This window comes from Sphingomonas sp. GW821-FHT09E03, assembly GCF_059416225.1.
In genome coordinates, this window is sequence record NZ_JBWKOS010000001.1 from 756,728 (window position 1) to 773,644 (window position 16,917).

The window sequence follows — 16,917 nt, forward strand, 5'->3', positions numbered from 1 at the left end:
CATGGCCACGTCACCTGCTTATGCCGTGATCGACCCTCGCGACGATCGCGAGTCGTTCTCCATCTCCGACCTGTCCGCGGAGTTCGACGTCACCGCGCGGGCGCTGCGTTTCTACGAGGATGAGGGGCTGATCGCACCCGAGCGCCGTGGCACCCAGCGGATCTATTCGCACCGCGATCGCGCGCGGCTCGCCTGGATTCTGCGCGGCAAAAGGGTGGGGTTCAGCCTCGGCGAGATTCGCGAGATGATCGATCTCTACGATCTCGGCGATGGCCGTCGCGCCCAGCGCCAGACCGCGATCGACCGGTGCCGCGCGCGGGTGGAAACGCTCGAGCGGCAGAAGCACGACATCGATGCCGCGATCACCGAACTGACCGAATTCGTGGACCTGCTCGAAGCAGGCCGCGCCCAAGACGAGAGAGGATAATCCCATGCCGAGCTATACGCCCCCCGTCCGCGACACCCGTTTCGTGCTCGAGCATGTCGTCGGCCTCGAGCGCCACGCCAATGTGCCGGGGTTCGAGGCGGCGACGCCCGATGTCGTCGACGCGGTGCTGGAGGAAGGCGGCCGCTTCGTCGCCGAGGTGCTGTTCCCGCTCAACCTGTCGGGCGACCAGCAGGGCTGCACGCGCCACGACGACGGCACCGTCACCACGCCCGACGGCTTCAAGGAAGCCTATCAACAATATGTCGAGAGCGGCTGGGCGACGCTCGGCAACCAGCCCGAGCATGGCGGCCAGGGCATGCCGCACGTCGTGTCGACGGCGTTCCAGGAATATATGATCTCGTCCAACATGGCGTTCGCGATGTACCCGGGGCTGACCCATGGCGCGATCGCGGCGCTGGTCGCGCAAGGGTCGGCCGAGCAGCAGGCGCTCTACGTACCCAAGATGGTGTCGGGCGAATGGGGCGGGACCATGAACCTCACCGAACCGCAATGCGGCACTGATCTGGGGCTGATCCGCACCAAGGCCGAGCCGCAGGCCGATGGCTCCTATGCGATCACCGGGACCAAGATCTTCATCTCGGCGGGCGAGCATGACCTGACCGACAACATCATCCACCTGGTGCTGGCGAAGACGCCGGGGGCGCCGGACAGCTCCAAGGGTATCTCGCTGTTCGTGGTGCCCAAGGTGCTGGTCAACGACGACGGCAGCCTCGGTGCGCGCAACGCGGTGAGCTGCGGGTCGATCGAGCACAAGATGGGGATCCACGCCAACTCGACCTGCGTGATGAACTATGATGCGGCCAAGGGCTGGCTGGTCGGCGAGGAGATGAAGGGCCTCGCCGCGATGTTCATCATGATGAACGCGGCGCGGCTGGGCGTCGGCCTGCAGGGCCTGGGTATCGCCGAGGTCGCCTATCAGAATGCGGTGATCTACGCCGGCGACCGCCGCCAGGGCCGGGCGCTGACCGGCCCCAAGGAGCCGAACGAAAAGGCCGATCCGTTGTTCGTCCACCCCGACATCCGCCGCATGCTGATGGAGGGCAAGGCCTGGACCGAGGGGCTGCGCGCGCTCTGCCTGTGGGGTGCGCTCCAGGTCGATCTCGAGCATCGCGCGGTCGACGAGGACGAGCGGCAGATGGCCGCTGATCTGATCGGGCTGCTGACCCCGGTGATCAAGGGCGTCGGCACCGACAAGGGCTATGAGATCGCGACCAACGCGCAGCAGGTCTATGGCGGCCACGGCTATATCGCCGAATGGGGCATGGAACAGTATGTCCGCGATGCGCGGATCGCGATGATCTACGAGGGCACCAACGGCGTGCAGGCGATGGATCTGGTCGGCCGCAAGCTCGCCCAGAAGGGCGGCCGCGCGGTGCAGGCGTTCTTCGCGATCGTCGCCGAGGAGGCGGCGGCGGGCAAGGACGACGAGGCGACCGCCGCCATCGCGATCGGGCTGGAAAAGGCGCTCGGCCAGCTGCAGGCGGCGACGATGTGGTTCATGGCCAATGGCATGCAGAACCCCGACAATGTCGGTGCCGGCGCCGTGAGCTACATGCATCTGATGGGGATCGTCGCGGTTGGACTGATGTGGCTGCGAATGGCGCGGGCCGCAGCGGCGCTGAAGGCCGCGGGCGAGGGCGATGCCGCGTTCCTCGACGCCAAGCTGGTGACGGCGCGCTTCTTCGCCGAGCGGATCATGCCCGATGCCGGCGCGCTGCGGCGCAAGATCGAGGGCGGCGCCGAATCGCTGATGGCGCTGCCGCCGGAGATGTTCCGGGCGGCGTGAGGCCGGCGCCGAGGCTAGGGACTCGATGCTGGCGAAGGGCGGATTGCATAACCTCCGCCCGTTCGTGCTGAGCCTGTCGAAGCAGCTGGAGACCCAGGCCCTTTGACAGGCTCAGGGAGAACGGAGGAGGAGGGGGCCGCCGACACATCCCGCCGTTCGTGCTGAGCCTGTTGAAGCAGTTGGAGACCCAGGCCCTTCGACAGGCTCAGGGCGAACGGAGGAGGAGGAGCGGCGCCGACTCATTCCACCGTTCGTGCTGAGCCTGTCGAAGCACCTTGAGGTTCGTGCGGTTCTACAAGCTCAGGACGACGGGGAAAGCGGGCGCTGGCTAGTCGGTGCCGCCCATCGGCAGTCGCGACGGCGCGCGGCGGATGATCGTCGAGCGGCGTTCCTTGGCCGGGGCGTCGGTCTTCGCCGGCGCGGGCGCCTCGGCGGTCGCGGTCTTGCGGCGCACGCCGTCGAGCACGGCCGGGCCATCGGCGGGTGTCGCCGTCGCCACGGGGGGCGCCGCGGCAACCGGCACCGCGGTGACCAGCACCTGCTGCTTCATGCACTGGCTGCGGTCGGGCCGGCGGACCTGCTGGCAGTTCCACAGCGCCTTGTCGACGCCGGTGGCGCGGTCGCGCAGATAGCTGAAGGTCATCGCCGCGATCTGGGCGGGCTCGAGCGGCAGCGCGGTCGGGGTCGCCGCCGGATCCGCCCAGGCGGAATATTTGCACGACGGCCGGTCGCCGCACGCCTGCTTGGCGAGCGCGGGATAGCCCTCAGCAAGCGTGCCGCGCGGGATGGTGACGAGGAAGCTCGCATTGTCGCTCGCCACCGGCGTCGGCGCGGCGCCGGTGACGGTCGCCACCTCGGCCAGGGCCGCCGCGGCCTGTTCGAGCGCGGCGCCGGTCTTGTGCGCGTCGGACAGGAGGCCGAGCTGCGCGATCACTGGCTCGTGGGGATCGACATGGCGATTGAACGCCGGCGGCGTGCCCCACCAGCCGCTCCAGCGGAAGAACAGATGGGTGTGGACCGCGGCGATCTTGTCGAGGCTCGACTGCCAATAAGGCACCACCCAGTCGGTATGGTAATGGGTCGCATAGCCGACCGGTGCATAGACCGATCCGGCGAGCGCCAGCGTCGCCACCTCGCGGGCGCGGCGCCAACCGGCATCCGACGGCTTCCACCGGGTCAGCGCACCGTCGCAGGAGAAGGTGAACTGGCAGCCGGTGCTGCGCTCAGCACCTTCGAACACCACGCCGCACACCGTCTTGGGGAAGGCGGGATGGCGCAGCCGGTTGAGGATCACCTGCGCCACCGCGCGCTCGCCGGTGGCATCGTCGCCGGCCTCGTAGATCACGCCGGCGGCGAGGCAGTCGGTGGCGCGGGCGCGTTCCTCGTCGCTGCCGACGAAGCGGAACGGGCGCGCCGCCGGATTGGGCTCGGTCGAAAACGGCACCTCGGCATTATAGGCGCGGGCATCGTCGGGGCTGAGGTCGACGAAGGCGACCGGCTCCACCGCCGGCACCTCGGCGGCCGGCACCACCCGCGGCGGCGGCAGCACCACGCGCGGCCGATGGCGGTGGGGCATCGCCGGCGCATGGGTGACGACATAGGCCGGTACCGCGATCGCGGCGACCGCGGTTGCGAGGAGGATCGCGCGCAGGCCCCCGGTGACGGTGGCAGGGCTGCGCGCCGGGGCGAGGGCGCTCACTGCTCGGGCAAGAAGTCCGGCACCGACAGATAGCGCTCGCCGGTATCGTAGTTGAAGCCGAGCACGCGGACGCCATCGGGCAGGTCGGGCAGCTTCTGGAGGATCGCGGCGAGCGTCGCACCCGACGAGATACCGATCAGCAGGCCCTCCTCGGTCGCCGAGCGGCGCGCCATGTCCTTGGCGACCGCGGCGTCGACCTCGATCACGCCGTCGATCGCCTGGGTGTGGAGGTTCTTGGGGATGAAGCCCGCGCCGATCCCCTGGATCGGGTGTGGCCCGGGCTGGCCACCGGCGATCACCGGTGAGGCGGCGGGCTCGACCGCGAACACCTTGAGGTTGGGCCAGCTCTTCTTGAGCGTCTCGGCGACGCCGGTGATGTGGCCGCCGGTGCCGACGCCGGTGATCAGCACGTCGATCGGCGAGTCGGCGAAATCGGCGAGGATCTCCTGTGCGGTGGTGCGGACGTGGACGTCGATGTTGGCCGGGTTTTCGAACTGCTGCGGCATCCACGCGTCGGGCGTCTGCTCGACCAGCTCGATCGCGCGCTCGATCGCGCCCTTCATGCCCTTCTCGCGCGGGGTGAGATCGAAGGTGGCGCCATAAGCGAGCATCAGCCGGCGCCGCTCGAGCGACATCGATTCGGGCATGACGAGGACGAGCTTATAGCCCTTCACCGCGGCGACCATGGCGAGGCCGACGCCGGTGTTGCCGCTGGTCGGCTCGATGATCGTGCCGCCCGGCTTGAGATCGCCAGCGGCTTCCGCCGCCTCGATCATCGCGAGCGCGATGCGGTCCTTGATCGAGCCGCCGGGGTTCGCCCGCTCGGACTTGATCCAGACTTCGGAGTTGGGGAACAACCGCTGGATGCGGATGTGCGGGGTGTTGCCGATGGTCTCAAGGACAGTGGTGGCCTTCATCGTGCTTGCTCCGTTTCCTTGGTGTCGATGGGGTTGAGCTTGGGCTGGTCAGGGATCGGATCGATCAACGTCGGGGGCGGATCGAAGGTCCGTGCGTTGCGCAGCGACGGGAACAGGAAGGTCCAGATCACGGTGACGAGCACCGCGCCGCCGCCGCCGACCAGCACCGCGCCGACCGGGCCCAAAGCGGCGGCGAGGAAGCCCGATTCCGCCTCGCCGAGCTCGTTGGACGCCGAGATGGTGAGCTGCGAGGCGGCGCCGACCCGACCGCGCATCGTGTCGGGCGTGTAGAGCTGGATCAGCGACTGGCGGATGTAGACCGAGAACATGTCGGCGGCGCCGGCGAGCGCGAGCGCGGCGAGGCTGAGCGGCAGCCAGGTGGAGATGCCGAACATCATCGTCGCGAGGCCATAGACCACGACCGCGCCGAGCATCTTGGGGCCGACATTGGTCTTGAGCGGCCGAATCGAGAAGAAGGTTGCGGTCAGCATCGCGCCGACCCCGGGGGCGCCGGCGAGCGCGCTGAGGCCGCCTTCGCCGACCTTGAGGATGTCGGCGGCGTAGATCGGCAGCAGCGCGGTGGTGCCGGCAAGGAACACCGCGAACAGATCGAGCGTGATCGCGCCGAGCACCAGCTTGTTGCGGCCCACATAGACGAGGCCCTCGACGATCTGGCGGAGCGGGTGAGCCTTGCCGGGGGTGATGCTGCGCGCCACCGGGCTGATCAGGAACATCGCGACCGCGGCGAGCGCGAACAGGCCGCTGGCGAGGGAATAGGCGAGCCCCGGCGAGTGGCCATAGGCGTAGCCGATCAGCGCCGGGCCGACGATGGCGCCGACCTGCCACGAGGTGGAGCTGAGCGCGATCGCGGTGGGCAATACCTCGCGCGGCACCAGATTGGGGGCGAGCGCGCCGAGCGCCGGGCCGGCGAAGGCACGGGCGAGCCCCAGCGCCACCGCGACCGAGAAGATCACGGGCAGGCCGATCGTGCCCTGATAGGTGGTCACCGCCAGCACCAGCGCGCAGGCGAGCTGCAGCGAAATCGTGAGCCTCGCGATCCAGCGCCGGTCGAACCGGTCCGCCACCCAGCCGGTGATCGGCGTGGTGAGGAACAGCGGCAGGAACTGGAGCAGGCCAATCAGCCCCAATTGCGCGGCGGCCTGCGACGGCGTCATCGTCCGCTTGGCGATCGCATAGGTCTGCCAGCCGATGATGATGATCATGCCGTTCTGGGCCAGCGTCATCGACAGGCGTGCGGCCCAATAGGCACGGAAGTTGGCGATCCGGAACGGATGCGGAGCGTGGGTCATCGGCGCCGGCTTTGGCGCGGGGGCGGGCAAAGGGCAACAAACTTGGCATTTGCGGCGGTGAGGGGAACGACGGGGCGAGGAATAACGGCGGCATTCCATCCGGTTGTGCGCCAACGGACTGTCCCGAAACAAACCGTAACGGCGAACCGGCATACCGGGGAATTGATGTTCCGGGCGAACCGGGCCTATAGGCGCCACATCTCCCCAGGACCTCCGAGGTAACCCGTGGCCAAAATGCCCGTCCGTACTGCCGAACCGCCTGCGCCCAACCGCGAGCGCCCGAACGAGCCCAGGCCGTTCGACGCCACCCGCGACGATCTGCTCAAATTCTACAAGGACATGCTCCTGATCCGCCGCTTCGAGGAGAAGGCGGGCCAGCTCTACGGCCTCGGCTTCATCGGCGGCTTCTGCCACCTCTATATCGGCCAGGAAGCGGTCGCGGTGGGCCTCCAGTCGGCGCTCGACGGCGACAAGGACTCGGTGATCACCGGGTATCGCGATCACGGCCACATGCTCGCCTATGGCATCGACCCCAAGGTGATCATGGCCGAGCTGACCGGGCGCGAGGCCGGCATCAGCCGCGGCAAGGGCGGCTCGATGCACATGTTCTCCACCGAGCATAAGTTCTACGGCGGCCACGGCATCGTCGGCGCGCAGGTGAGCCTGGGCACGGGCCTCGCCTTCAAGCACAAGTACAGCAACGACGGTGGCGTCTGCATGGCCTATTTCGGCGATGGCGCGTCGAACCAGGGCCAGGTGTACGAGAGCTTCAACATGGCCGAGCTGTGGAAGCTGCCGATCGTCTATGTGATCGAGAACAACCAATATGCGATGGGGACGAGCGTCAACCGCTCGTCGGCCGAGGACCAGCTCTATCGCCGCGGCGAGAGCTTCCGCATCCCCGGCATCCAGGTGGACGGCATGGACGTGCTCGCCTGCCGCGGTGCCGCCGAGGAGGCGCTCGCCTGGGTCCGCGCAGGCAAGGGCCCGATCATCCTCGAGATGAAGACCTACCGCTATCGCGGCCACTCGATGTCCGACCCGGCCAAGTATCGCAGTCGCGAGGAAGTGCAGGCGGTGCGCGACAAGTCCGACCCCATCGAATTCGTCAAGAAGTTGCTCGACGAGCAGGGCGTCAAGGAAGACGAGCTCAAGAAAATCGAACAGGAGATCCGCAAGGTCGTGAACGAAGCTGCCGATTTCGCCGAGAGCACGCCCGAGCCCAATCCGGCCGAGCTGTATACCGACGTCCTGGTGGAGTCCTACTGATGGCGATCGAGATCAAGATGCCCGCGCTGTCCCCGACGATGGAGGAAGGCACGCTGGCCAAGTGGCTCGTCAAGGAAGGCGACACCGTCAAGTCCGGCGACATCATGGCCGAGATCGAGACCGACAAGGCGACGATGGAGTTCGAAGCCGTCGACGAGGGCACGATCGGCAAGATCACCGTCGCCGAGGGCACCGATAACGTCAAGGTCGGCACCGTGATCGCGACGCTGCTCGAGGACGGCGAGAGCGCCGACTCGGCGGCTGCCGCCCCGGCTAAGGCCCCTGAGGCTGCGGCGCCGGCGCCGTCGGACCAGAACACCGAAGTCCAGTCGGACGCGCCCAAGGCGCAGGAGACCGGCACCACCCAGCTCGTCGCCGCGGCGGAAAAGCCGGGCAAGGCCGATCCGGCGATCCCGGCCGGTACCGAGATGGTCAAGCTCACCGTCCGCGAGGCGCTGCGCGACGCGATGGCCGAAGAGATGCGCGCGGACGACCGCGTGTTCGTGATGGGCGAGGAAGTCGCGCAATATCAGGGCGCGTACAAGGTCACCCAGGGCCTGCTCGAGGAGTTCGGCGAGCGCCGCGTGATCGACACGCCGATCACCGAATATGGCTTCGCCGGGATCGGCACCGGCGCGGCGATGGGCGGGCTCAAGCCGATCGTCGAGTTCATGACGTTCAACTTCGCCATGCAGGCGATCGACCACATCATCAACTCGGCCGCCAAGACCAACTATATGTCGGGCGGCCAGATGCGCTGCCCGATGGTGTTCCGCGGCCCCAACGGCGCGGCGAGCCGGGTCGGCGCGCAGCACAGCCAGAATTACGCGCCTTGGTATGCATCCGTCCCCGGCCTGATCGTGATCGCGCCGTATGACGCCGCCGATGCCAAGGGCTTGCTCAAGGCGGCGATTCGCTCGGAAGACCCGGTGGTGTTCCTCGAAAACGAGTTGATGTACGGCCGCAGCTTCGAGGTGCCCAAGCTCGACGATTACGTGCTGCCGATCGGCAAGGCGCGGATCATGCGCGAGGGCAAGGACATCACCTTGGTGAGCTATTCAATCGGCGTCGGGCTCGCGCTCGAAGCCGCCGAGAAGCTCGCCGCCGAAGGCGTCGACGCCGAGGTGATCGACCTGCGCACGTTGCGCCCGCTCGACAAGCAGACGGTGCTCGAGAGCCTCAAGAAGACCAACCGCCTGGTGGTGGTGGAAGAGGGCTGGCCGACCTGCTCGATCGCGTCGGAGATCACCGCGATCGTGATGGAAGAAGGCTTCGACGACCTCGACGCGCCGGTGCTGCGCGTCGCCAACGAGGACGTGCCGCTGCCTTATGCCGCCAACCTCGAGAAGCTCGCGCTGATCACCGCCGACAAGGTGATCGCGACGGTGCGCAAGATCATCCCCAAGGGGTGATCGATTAACGAGCTTGAAGGTGAGAAGGGCGCGGGCAGCGAAGGCTACCGCGCCCTTCTTGTTGGTAGCCGCTTTGCCTACGCAAAGGTGGTGCGCCGATCAGGTCGCCGACAGGTGATTGTTGTCGCAGAGCCGCTGGTTGGCGGTCGCGATGGCGGTGTTGTTGGTCAGGGTCTGCTGCGCGCGATCGCGCACCGGGAAGGTCTGCGTCGCATGGAGGTCGCGCTGCGCCATGAACGCCGGCGCGATCAGCGGATGATAGGTATAGGTGATCTCCGCGGTGATCAGCGCGCCATTGGGGGTGGGTACGGTGCCTTCCGCCACGTTGGTCGCCAGCCCGCCTGGCTTGACGCCGTAAGGGATGGCAGCATTGGTCGCACCGGTCCCGGCGACACCGTATTTGGAAGTAGCAATCTTGGCGCCGAAGCAGCGCTGCCAGTCGATCTTGTAGCCGGCCTTGTTGCCGGTCTGGCCATTGGCCTGCAGGCTGGAGATGATCACCCGGCCGTAGTTGCCGAACTTGATCCCCGAGCCGGCGAACCGCATTCCGGTCATGATCTCGTTGATGTCGGTGTCGTCGATCGAGCTGCGGACGCGCGCGGCGTTGTCCGCCGCCAGCATCGCTAGCTGGTTCACCCGCAGCACGGTGATGGCGAGATTGGCGACCTCGGTGCCGGCGAGCGCAATCGTAAGCAGCAGCGGTAGCGCATAGGCAAATTCGATCAGCGCGAGCCCGGAGTGGTCGGTACCGACACGCCGGGCGAGGGCGGCGGCGCGCGCGATGCCGTGAAGGGTCACGAGCATCGGATCACGACCTGCTGGGCACCATAAGGCTGGTTGCGGATCAGCGTGCGCGTCGTGGCGACGACATTGGCGCCCCAGCCGATCCGCGAGGTGAAGCCGAACAGCCGCGGCGCGGTCGCGGTGACGGTGTAATAGACGATGTCGTCCGCGGTGCCGAGACCGCTGCCGCCACCGCCGGTGGCATCGTAATGGCCGTTGCCGTTGCGGTCTTCGTAGCAGTCGGTGCTGTTGTAGACGCCGACGGGCGCGGTATCGCCGGTGATCCGCTCGCCGCCGCCGACGCTGGAGAAGTTGTAATAGTTGAGCGGGGTCACCGAGATCGCATCGGGATCGTCGCGAACCGAGAGCGGCAGGATGGCGCGCACCTCGTTTCTGATCAGCGTGACGATCTGTGCCTGGGTGCGGTTGCCAACCGTCGCCTGGCGCGCCGCGCGCTCGACCGCGCCGGTGACGGTGGCCCGCAGATAGGCCTGATAGCCCAGATCCATGCCGCCCATCAGCAGCAGCAGGAACGGGATCATGACGATGGCGAATTCGACGGCGGCGGCGCCGCGCTGGTCTTGGACAAGGGCGCGGTTCATTGCGAGAGCCTGAGGCCGCCGATGGTCTGGGCGATCGCCTGGAAGCGGGCCTTGAGCTCGGCCGCGTTGTTCGACAGCGACCAATGGTTGCTGTCGCTGGCGCATTCCTGCAGCTCCTGGGGCATGGTGGTGATGCCGAAGCCGACCACCCAGACGGTGAAGCCCTTCCCCTTCATGGCGTTGCAGATCATGCTGACGCGGCGGCGGTGGATATCCGTCAGCCCGTTCTGATCGGTGCCGGACGCGGCGACGCGACCTTCAAGGTTGTTGATCCCCCAGGCATCGTTGTTGTTGGTCCTGATCTCGAGCGTGCCATCGGTCATGAACACGATGTGCCGCGAGATCTGATAGCCGCCGGGACCTGTCGAATCAGCATTGGTCGCCGAGAAGATGCCGTCCGGCGACAGGAAACGTGCCCCCCAGATCAGTCCGATGTCGTGGGTGGTGAAACCACCCGGCGCGAGTGCATCGACATAGCTGGTGAACGCGGCCGACGACTTGGTGCTGCTGACGTAATCGGAGGTGTATTGGGTGAGGGGGCTCGCCTGACGCGGGCAGGCGGCATAATTGCTGTTCACCCACCCCGAACTACGGCCGAGCCAGTTGCCGCCGGCATCATATTGGATGTCGCGGAGGAACGGCTTCCACCTGGTGTCGGCGGAATTGGGCTTGAGATCGATCTGCAGGTCGTAGGCATCCGACGGAATGCTCAGCGACGACGTCGCGGTGATACCGCTGTTGGTGCGTGCCTCCTCGATGCAGCCGCCCCAGCCGACGGTGGTCGGCGCACCATCGGTATTGGGATTGGTGCCCGTGTAATAGCCGGACCAATAGGCAGGGTTGGTCATGGTGCCGTTCTGCACCACCGGCGCCACGTCGATGTCGTTCCTGAGCAGGTAGACCCAACGATCGAATTTGTCGCGAGACAACCACGTGACGCTGCGATCAGTCGTCGAGGTCGTCGTGGTCGTATAGGTCTGCGTCGACGACTGCAGCCGGCAAGTGCCCACGGCGCTGCTACCTTGGCCGTTGGACTTGGTCCAAACGTATTGGTATCTCGTCTTCGTCTTGCCCTGAGCGGAGGAGTAATAGCTCGTCTGGCTTGTGTCGGGGTACGCGACTGTTTCGCGGCCAGTCATCGTTTCAGACGGTGAACCGGTATTGGTGGTGCTCGAGTTGGGAAGCGTCTTTGCCGAACAGGCGCTTTGTGTGATCCCCGAATAGTTCGCGGCGGAGCCGCCGACGTCGACCCAGTTGGTCCAGGCGCTGGCCGTGGAATCGGTCGAACTGCCCGAGGTCTTCGGGCCTTCGGTGCCGTAGCCTGACGTGTCCAGATAATGATCGACCGTGGTGATGGCCTTGCGCGATCGATAGTTGGGCTGTTCCGGCGAGGTGCCGCCAGCTATATAGCTGGCACTGATCCCCTGCACGATCTTGCCGACGTTGACGTTGCTTGAATAGGGCATGAAGCCGTAGCGGATCCGCCCCGGGCCGCTTGCCGCGCCGGCGCCGAGCGCCGAGAAAAAGTCCTTCACCGCCTGCTTGAGCCCGTCGATCTTCGACACGGTGTCGCTGCCGGTGGTCTGGGCCATCGACCCGGTGACATCGAGCACGAACATGACGTCGGTGTTGGGGATCAGCAGCGTCGACTGGCAGGTGACGCTCAGCGTCTTATTGCCCATCCCGAACATGTGCATGATCGTCATCGGCATGCTGAGCGAGGCCTGGCCGTTGACGACGCCGACGTCGCCGAGCGTGTACACCGCATTGACGGTGGTCGCCGAGTAGGTGTGCTCTGGAAAGTTGAAGGCGAAGAACCTGCGGGCTGTGTCGTTCTCGCTGTCGGACAGCATGTGGACATCGTTCATCGCACGCCGCCCGGCGAGTGCGCCGGCGTCGCATGCCTGCTGCAGGCGGGTCTTGGCCATGTACAGCCGGCTGAGATCGATCGCGCCGCCGATCATCGCCATCATCGGCACCAGCGCCGCCGCCGACAGGGCAAGAACGTTGCCGCGCCGGTCCCGCGCCAGCCTGGTCAATGTCGGAGCAAGGCGCGTAGGTCGGTTCAAGGCGATCGATCTTTCGATGGCATGGGACATCCCCAGACCATCGGTGGCTACTCGCCGGCGGCGAAAATTGCGGTAAAGCCTACCCTGTGGATAGTGCTGCATGACCGACGCGAGTTCGTTTACCCCGATGATGGCGCTGGCGTTCGCGCCCGTGCCGCCAGCGTTTCGCGCCGCGCTCGAGGCGTTGGCAGCGTTCGATCGCGAGATGGGGGCGATCCTGGCTTCCACGCGCGAGCCGCTGGTCGGGCAGATGCGGCTGACCTGGTGGCGCGAGGCCGTGATCGCCTTGGACCATGGCCGCCCGCCCGCGCAGCCGGTGCTGCAGGCGCTTGCCGGGGCGGTGATCCCGGCCGGGGTCTCCGGTGCAAGCCTGGCGCGGGTGATCGACGGCTGGGAAATGCTGCTGCGCGAGCCGCTCGATCGCGACGCGGTGGCAAGCTTTGCCGAGGCGCGGGGCGGCGGGCTGTTCGCCGCGATGGCGGCGGTGCTCGGCGCTAGCGACCAAGCGATCGAGCGGGCTGGCGAAGGCTGGGCGCTCGCCGATCTCGCCGGCCACGTCAGCGATCTGCGGATCGGCGATATGGCCGCCACACTCGCTGGCGACCGGGTAAAAGCCGCGCTGGCGACGCCCTGGTCGCAGGCGGGGCGACCGCTCGCGGCGCTGGCGCTGCTCGCCCGTTTCGCGCTTGCGCCGGCACCGGGCCGCTGGACACGGGCACGACAGCTAGCGGCGCTGCTGCGGCTGCGCGCGACCGGCCGCTGATCCCGTAATCACCGCAGGTTGTCGCGGTCCCAGCGGCTGCTAGCCTCGCCGCGGGGGAGAGCGGCAATGTGGCGATATGTGGCAGGTGCGGGTGCGGTGGCGGCGGGAATTGCGGCGGTGGTGATGATGATCGGCGGGCATGGCGAGACCCGCCGGGCGCTGCCGTTCGCCAGCGCCAGCGCCGCCGCGGCACGGGGCGCGGGGCATGCTTCGGCGCTGCCCGACGACGCCCCCGAGGCGACGCCCGCTACCCGCGAGGAGAAGCGCTTCGCGCGTTACGACAAGGATCGCGACGGCAAGGTGACGCGCGACGAGTATCTCGCGTCGCGGCGCAAGGCCTATGCCCGGCTCGACACCGATGGCGACGGGCGGCTGAGCTTCGACGAATGGGCGATCAAGGCCACCGCCAAGTTCGCCGCCGCCGATGGCGACCAATCCGGCGGTATGGACGCCACCGAATTCGCCACCACCGCGGTCAAGCGGAAAACGCCGGTTCGGGTGAAGTGTCCGCCGGCTGAGTCGGCGGCAGACCAGGAGAGCTGAGCCATGCGGCCAGGGCGGCGCGGCCGCGCTCGGTGTACATCTTCTTGCGATCGGCCTTCTTGGTGCGGCCGGTGATCGGCGGGAACAGGCCGAAGTTGACGTTCATCGGCTGGTAGGTCTCGGCCTCGGCACCTCCGGTAATATGGCCCAGCAGCGCGCCGAACGCGGTCTCCACCGGCGGCGGTACCAGCGTGGTGCCGGCAAGCTCGGCGGCGGCGAACCGGCCGGCGAGCAGGCCGATCCCGGCGCTCTCGATATAACCCTCGCAGCCGGTGATCTGGCCGGCGAAGCGGATGTTGGGCCGGCTCTTCAGCCGCAGCGTCGCGTCGAGCAGTTCGGGCGAGCGGATGAAGGTGTTGCGGTGCAGCCCGCCCAGCCGCGCGAACTCGGCGTTCTGCAGCCCGGGAATGGTGCGGAACAGCCTGACCTGCTCGGCATGCTTGAGCTTGGTCTGGAAGCCGACGATGTTCCACAGCGTACCCTGGGCATTGTCCTGGCGCAGCTGCACCACCGCATAGGGCCAGCGCCCGGTGCGCGGATCATCGAGGCCGACCGGCTTCATCGGCCCGTAGCGCAGCGTATCCACCCCGCGTTCCGCCATCACCTCGATCGGCATGCAACCGTCGAAATAAGGCGTGTCCTTTTCCCATTCCTTGAACTCGGTCTTCTCGCCGCCGACCAGCCCGGCATGGAAGGCGAGATACTCGTCCTTGTTCATCGGGCAGTTGATGTAGTCCTTGCCCTCGCCCTTGTCCCAGCGGCTGGCGAACCAGGCGGTGTCCATGTCGATGCTGTCGCGGTGGACGATCGGCGCGAGCGCATCGAAGAAGGCGAGCGCCTCGCGCCCGGTCTCGGCGCCGATGCCCTCGGCGAGCGCGGGCGCGGTGAGCGGGCCGGTGGCGATGATCGCCGGGCCGTCCGGCAGCGCGTCGATCCGCTCGCGCACCAGGGTGACGCGCGGGTGGCTGTCGAGCGCGGCGGTGACGCTTTGCGAGAACAGGTCGCGGTCCACCGCCAGCGCCGAGCCGGCAGGCACCTTGTGGCGGTCTGCCTCGCGCATGATCAGCGAGCCCATCGCGCGCATCTCCTGGTGGAGCAAGCCGACGGCGTTGCTGTCGGCATCGTCGGAGCGGAAGCTGTTCGAGCAGACGAGCTCGGCGAGCCCATCGGTCTTGTGCGCCGCGGTGGCCTCGCCGCTGCCGCGCATCTCGGACAGGCGGACGCTGAATCCGGCTTCGGCAAGCTGCCAGGCGGCCTCGGAACCGGCAAGCCCGCCGCCGATGATATGGATGTCGTGGTTGGTCATGATATTGCCTGTAATCGCTCGCGCGCCATATTGCGACGATGACCACCATCTTCACCATCGGCTATGAAGCGACCACGATGAGCGAGTTCATCGCTGCGCTGGACAAGGCGGGCGTCCGGCGCGTGATCGACGTGCGCGCGCTGCCGCTGTCGCGCCGGCCGGGCTTCTCCAAGACGTCGCTGGCGGCTTCGCTCGCCGAGGCGGGGATCGGCTATGTCCACCTGAAGGCGCTCGGCACGCCCAAGGCCGGCCGCGACGCCGCCAAGAAGGGCGATGTCGCGACGCTCGAAGCGGTTTACGACGGGCAGCTCGCCTTGCCCGAGGCGCAGGCGCAGGCGGCGATCATGCTCGGGCTTGCCGCCGAGATGCCGAGCGCGTTGCTCTGCTACGAGCGCGATCCGTGCCACTGCCATCGCACCTTGCTGCTCGCGGCGGTTGCCGAGGATGCCGAGGTGGTGGACCTATTTGCCTGAGGCGCGGTGCAACCCGCGTTCGCGGCCAGGCGTTCGCCGCGCGATCAGTTTCTCCGATCATGCGAGGATTTCCGACGATGACCCAGCCCGCCCGACGCCTTGCCGTGACCCTCGGCAGCGGAGCGACGCGATGAGCGAGCGTGTCGCCCGCGTCGAGCAGGTCGGCGGCCCCGAGGTGATCCGCTGGGTGGATGTAGACCTGCCGGCGCCCGGCCCGGGCGAGGTGCGGATGCGCAACCACGCGGTCGGCCTCAACTATATCGACACCTATCATCGCAGCGGGGTCTACAAGATCGATCTGCCCACCGGGCTCGGCAGCGAGGCGGCCGGCGTGGTCGAGGCGGTCGGCGATGGCGTCGCGGGGTTTGCGCCGGGCGACCGGGTCGGCACCTTCGGGCCAACCCGTGGCGCCTATGCCACCGCACGCAACCTGCCCGCCGCGGAGTTGATCCGCCTGCCCGACAACGTCACCGACGAAGTGGCGGCGGCGCTGCTGCTCAAGGGCAGCACGGTGGAATGCCTGATCGAGCGGTGCGCGCGGGTCCAGCCCGGCCAGACCGTGCTGGTCTGGGCGGCGGCCGGCGGCGTCGGTCATCTGATGGTCGGCTGGCTGAAGGCGATCGGCGCCACCGTGATCGGCACCGCAGGCTCGGTCGACAAGGCGGCGCAGGCAACGGCGGCGGGCGCCGACCATGTCATCCGCCACCGCGACGAGGATGTCGCCAAGCGAGTCCGCGAGCTCACCGGTGGCGAGGGCGTGCCGGTGGTGTTCGACGGCGTCGGCATGGCGACCTGGCCGGCGACGCTCGACGCCACTGCGCGGCGCGGGCTGATCGTCAGCTATGGCAACGCCGGTGGCCCGATCGAGGGCGTTGCGATCGGGACGCTGGCGGCGAAGGGGTCGCTGTTCGTGACCCGACCCACCCTGTTCGATTACTACCGCAGCCGGGACGAGCGCCAGGCGGGCACCGACCGGCTGTTCGCGATGCTCGCCTCGGGCGCGATCAGCCCCAGGGTCGGCCAGCGGTTCGCGCTGGAAGATGCAGCCGCCGCGCACCGCGCGCTCGAGGCAGGCGACACCGACGGCGCGACGGTGCTCATCCCGTGATCGCGCCCGCGCCATGAAGGTGTTCTTCGACGGCGGCTGCCACCCCAACCCCGGGCCGATGGAGGCGGCGGCGGTGATCCGCGGCGAGGCGCACGTCCGCCTTGGCCTCGGCACGGGCGACAACAACCAGGCCGAGTGGCTGGCGTTGCTGCTGGCACTCGAGCTGGCGACCGCGGCGGGGCTGCAGGACGTCACCTTTGTCGGCGATTCGACGCTGGTGGTGGAGCAGGCGCGGGGGCGCTGGCGCTGCACCAGCCCGCAGCTCGAAGAGTATCTGGCCGCCTTCCGCGCGGGCGCCGCCGCGATCCCGCGGCTTCGGCTCAGGCAGGTGCCGCGCGCCAAGAATCTGGCGGGCATCGTCCTCGCCCGCCGCCGCGATCCCGCGGCGCGGCAGACGGCGATCGTCACCGACGCCGGTCAGTGACGGTT

General features: G+C 67.9%; 16 protein-coding genes. 9 read left to right on the top strand and 7 right to left on the bottom strand.

What is annotated here, in order from left to right; all coding sequences use genetic code 11:
- Position 1 precedes the first annotated feature (1 nt).
- Positions 2-427 carry a MerR family transcriptional regulator gene (locus AC07M8_RS03995; RefSeq protein WP_267396236.1) on the top strand — a complete coding sequence of 142 codons (426 nt, stop codon included), beginning with the start codon at positions 2-4 and terminating at the stop codon, positions 425-427.
- A gap of 4 nt (positions 428-431) precedes the next feature.
- Complete coding sequence (locus tag AC07M8_RS04000) at positions 432-2,234, top strand: acyl-CoA dehydrogenase C-terminal domain-containing protein (RefSeq protein WP_495173083.1); 1,803 nt, start codon at positions 432-434, stop codon at positions 2,232-2,234.
- A gap of 328 nt (positions 2,235-2,562) precedes the next feature.
- Here the strand turns inward: AC07M8_RS04000 and AC07M8_RS04005 are convergent, their stop codons facing one another.
- The 3 genes from AC07M8_RS04005 to AC07M8_RS04015 are packed head-to-tail and all read right to left on the bottom strand — an operon-like array spanning position 2,563 to position 6,160.
- Complete coding sequence (locus tag AC07M8_RS04005; protein ID WP_495173084.1) at positions 2,563-3,933, bottom strand: cell wall hydrolase; 1,371 nt, start codon at positions 3,931-3,933, stop codon at positions 2,563-2,565.
- Positions 3,930-4,850, bottom strand: coding sequence for a cysteine synthase A (gene cysK, locus AC07M8_RS04010; protein WP_495173085.1), 921 nt, complete (start codon positions 4,848-4,850; stop codon positions 3,930-3,932). The genes AC07M8_RS04005 and cysK overlap by 4 nt, the downstream gene beginning before the upstream one ends.
- Positions 4,847-6,160 carry an MFS transporter gene (locus AC07M8_RS04015; protein ID WP_495173086.1) on the bottom strand — a complete coding sequence of 438 codons (1,314 nt, stop codon included), beginning with the start codon at positions 6,158-6,160 and terminating at the stop codon, positions 4,847-4,849. The genes cysK and AC07M8_RS04015 overlap by 4 nt, the downstream gene beginning before the upstream one ends.
- Before the next feature lie 234 nt (positions 6,161-6,394).
- On the opposite strand from AC07M8_RS04015, the gene pdhA reads away from it, so the two are divergent.
- On the top strand, positions 6,395-7,429 hold the full coding sequence (gene pdhA, locus AC07M8_RS04020; RefSeq protein ID WP_267396268.1) for a pyruvate dehydrogenase (acetyl-transferring) E1 component subunit alpha: 1,035 nt from the start codon (positions 6,395-6,397) through the stop codon (positions 7,427-7,429).
- The gene (locus AC07M8_RS04025) at positions 7,429-8,841 is read left to right on the top strand and encodes a pyruvate dehydrogenase complex E1 component subunit beta (RefSeq protein WP_495173087.1); all 1,413 of its coding nucleotides are present in this window, start codon (positions 7,429-7,431) and stop codon (positions 8,839-8,841) included. Before pdhA ends, AC07M8_RS04025 begins: the two co-directional genes overlap by 1 nt.
- A gap of 99 nt (positions 8,842-8,940) precedes the next feature.
- On the opposite strand, the gene AC07M8_RS04030 is transcribed toward AC07M8_RS04025, so the two are convergent.
- From AC07M8_RS04030 to AC07M8_RS04040, 3 genes are read right to left on the bottom strand one after another with little or no spacing between them, the layout of a single operon-like run.
- Complete coding sequence (locus AC07M8_RS04030; RefSeq protein ID WP_495173088.1) at positions 8,941-9,645, bottom strand: TadE/TadG family type IV pilus assembly protein; 705 nt, start codon at positions 9,643-9,645, stop codon at positions 8,941-8,943.
- A complete protein-coding gene (locus AC07M8_RS04035; RefSeq protein ID WP_495173089.1) occupies positions 9,636-10,226 on the bottom strand; it encodes a TadE/TadG family type IV pilus assembly protein in 591 nt (196 codons plus the stop codon). Before AC07M8_RS04035 ends, AC07M8_RS04030 begins: the two co-directional genes overlap by 10 nt.
- On the bottom strand, positions 10,223-12,265 hold the full coding sequence (locus AC07M8_RS04040; protein WP_495173090.1) for a TadE/TadG family type IV pilus assembly protein: 2,043 nt from the start codon (positions 12,263-12,265) through the stop codon (positions 10,223-10,225). Before AC07M8_RS04040 ends, AC07M8_RS04035 begins: the two co-directional genes overlap by 4 nt.
- A 130-nt stretch (positions 12,266-12,395) precedes the next feature.
- Between AC07M8_RS04040 and AC07M8_RS04045 the strand changes: the two genes are divergently transcribed.
- Both AC07M8_RS04045 and AC07M8_RS04050 read left to right on the top strand, forming a co-directional pair.
- Entirely contained in the window at positions 12,396-13,058 is a 663-nt protein-coding gene (locus tag AC07M8_RS04045; RefSeq protein WP_495173091.1) for a squalene/phytoene synthase family protein, read from the top strand.
- A gap of 66 nt (positions 13,059-13,124) precedes the next feature.
- Positions 13,125-13,601: an EF-hand domain-containing protein gene (locus AC07M8_RS04050; protein ID WP_495173092.1), complete on the top strand. Its 477-nt coding sequence runs from the start codon at positions 13,125-13,127 to the stop codon at positions 13,599-13,601.
- On the opposite strand, the gene trmFO is transcribed toward AC07M8_RS04050, so the two are convergent.
- Positions 13,534-14,907: a methylenetetrahydrofolate--tRNA-(uracil(54)-C(5))-methyltransferase (FADH(2)-oxidizing) TrmFO gene (gene trmFO, locus AC07M8_RS04055; protein WP_495173093.1), complete on the bottom strand. Its 1,374-nt coding sequence runs from the start codon at positions 14,905-14,907 to the stop codon at positions 13,534-13,536. The two genes, AC07M8_RS04050 and trmFO, sit on opposite strands and share 68 nt — an antisense overlap.
- A gap of 38 nt (positions 14,908-14,945) precedes the next feature.
- Between trmFO and AC07M8_RS04060 the strand changes: the two genes are divergently transcribed.
- From AC07M8_RS04060 to AC07M8_RS04070, 3 genes are all read left to right on the top strand, one after another.
- Complete coding sequence (locus AC07M8_RS04060; RefSeq protein WP_495173094.1) at positions 14,946-15,380, top strand: DUF488 domain-containing protein; 435 nt, start codon at positions 14,946-14,948, stop codon at positions 15,378-15,380.
- A gap of 130 nt (positions 15,381-15,510) precedes the next feature.
- Positions 15,511-16,488, top strand: coding sequence for a quinone oxidoreductase family protein (locus tag AC07M8_RS04065; RefSeq protein ID WP_495173095.1), 978 nt, complete (start codon positions 15,511-15,513; stop codon positions 16,486-16,488).
- A gap of 13 nt (positions 16,489-16,501) precedes the next feature.
- Positions 16,502-16,912 carry a reverse transcriptase-like protein gene (locus AC07M8_RS04070; RefSeq protein WP_495173096.1) on the top strand — a complete coding sequence of 137 codons (411 nt, stop codon included), beginning with the start codon at positions 16,502-16,504 and terminating at the stop codon, positions 16,910-16,912.
- Positions 16,913-16,917 lie beyond the last annotated feature (5 nt).

What these genes read in the sequence shown, in the direction of transcription:
- AC07M8_RS03995 (WP_267396236.1), top strand. Translation starts at nt 2, where the DNA reads ATGGCCACGTCACCTGCTTATGCCGTGATCGACCCTCGCGACGATCGC.
- AC07M8_RS04000 (WP_495173083.1), top strand. Translation starts at nt 432, where the DNA reads ATGCCGAGCTATACGCCCCCCGTCCGCGACACCCGTTTCGTGCTCGAG.
- cysK (WP_495173085.1), bottom strand. Translation starts at nt 4,850, where the DNA reads ATGAAGGCCACCACTGTCCTTGAGACCATCGGCAACACCCCGCACATC.
- AC07M8_RS04015 (WP_495173086.1), bottom strand. Translation starts at nt 6,160, where the DNA reads ATGACCCACGCTCCGCATCCGTTCCGGATCGCCAACTTCCGTGCCTAT.
- pdhA (WP_267396268.1), top strand. Translation starts at nt 6,395, where the DNA reads ATGCCCGTCCGTACTGCCGAACCGCCTGCGCCCAACCGCGAGCGCCCG.
- AC07M8_RS04025 (WP_495173087.1), top strand. Translation starts at nt 7,429, where the DNA reads ATGGCGATCGAGATCAAGATGCCCGCGCTGTCCCCGACGATGGAGGAA.
- AC07M8_RS04030 (WP_495173088.1), bottom strand. Translation starts at nt 9,645, where the DNA reads ATGCTCGTGACCCTTCACGGCATCGCGCGCGCCGCCGCCCTCGCCCGG.
- AC07M8_RS04035 (WP_495173089.1), bottom strand. Translation starts at nt 10,226, where the DNA reads ATGAACCGCGCCCTTGTCCAAGACCAGCGCGGCGCCGCCGCCGTCGAA.
- AC07M8_RS04045 (WP_495173091.1), top strand. Translation starts at nt 12,396, where the DNA reads ATGACCGACGCGAGTTCGTTTACCCCGATGATGGCGCTGGCGTTCGCG.
- AC07M8_RS04050 (WP_495173092.1), top strand. Translation starts at nt 13,125, where the DNA reads ATGTGGCGATATGTGGCAGGTGCGGGTGCGGTGGCGGCGGGAATTGCG.
- trmFO (WP_495173093.1), bottom strand. Translation starts at nt 14,907, where the DNA reads ATGACCAACCACGACATCCATATCATCGGCGGCGGGCTTGCCGGTTCC.
- AC07M8_RS04060 (WP_495173094.1), top strand. Translation starts at nt 14,946, where the DNA reads ATGACCACCATCTTCACCATCGGCTATGAAGCGACCACGATGAGCGAG.
- AC07M8_RS04065 (WP_495173095.1), top strand. Translation starts at nt 15,511, where the DNA reads ATGAGCGAGCGTGTCGCCCGCGTCGAGCAGGTCGGCGGCCCCGAGGTG.
- AC07M8_RS04070 (WP_495173096.1), top strand. Translation starts at nt 16,502, where the DNA reads ATGAAGGTGTTCTTCGACGGCGGCTGCCACCCCAACCCCGGGCCGATG.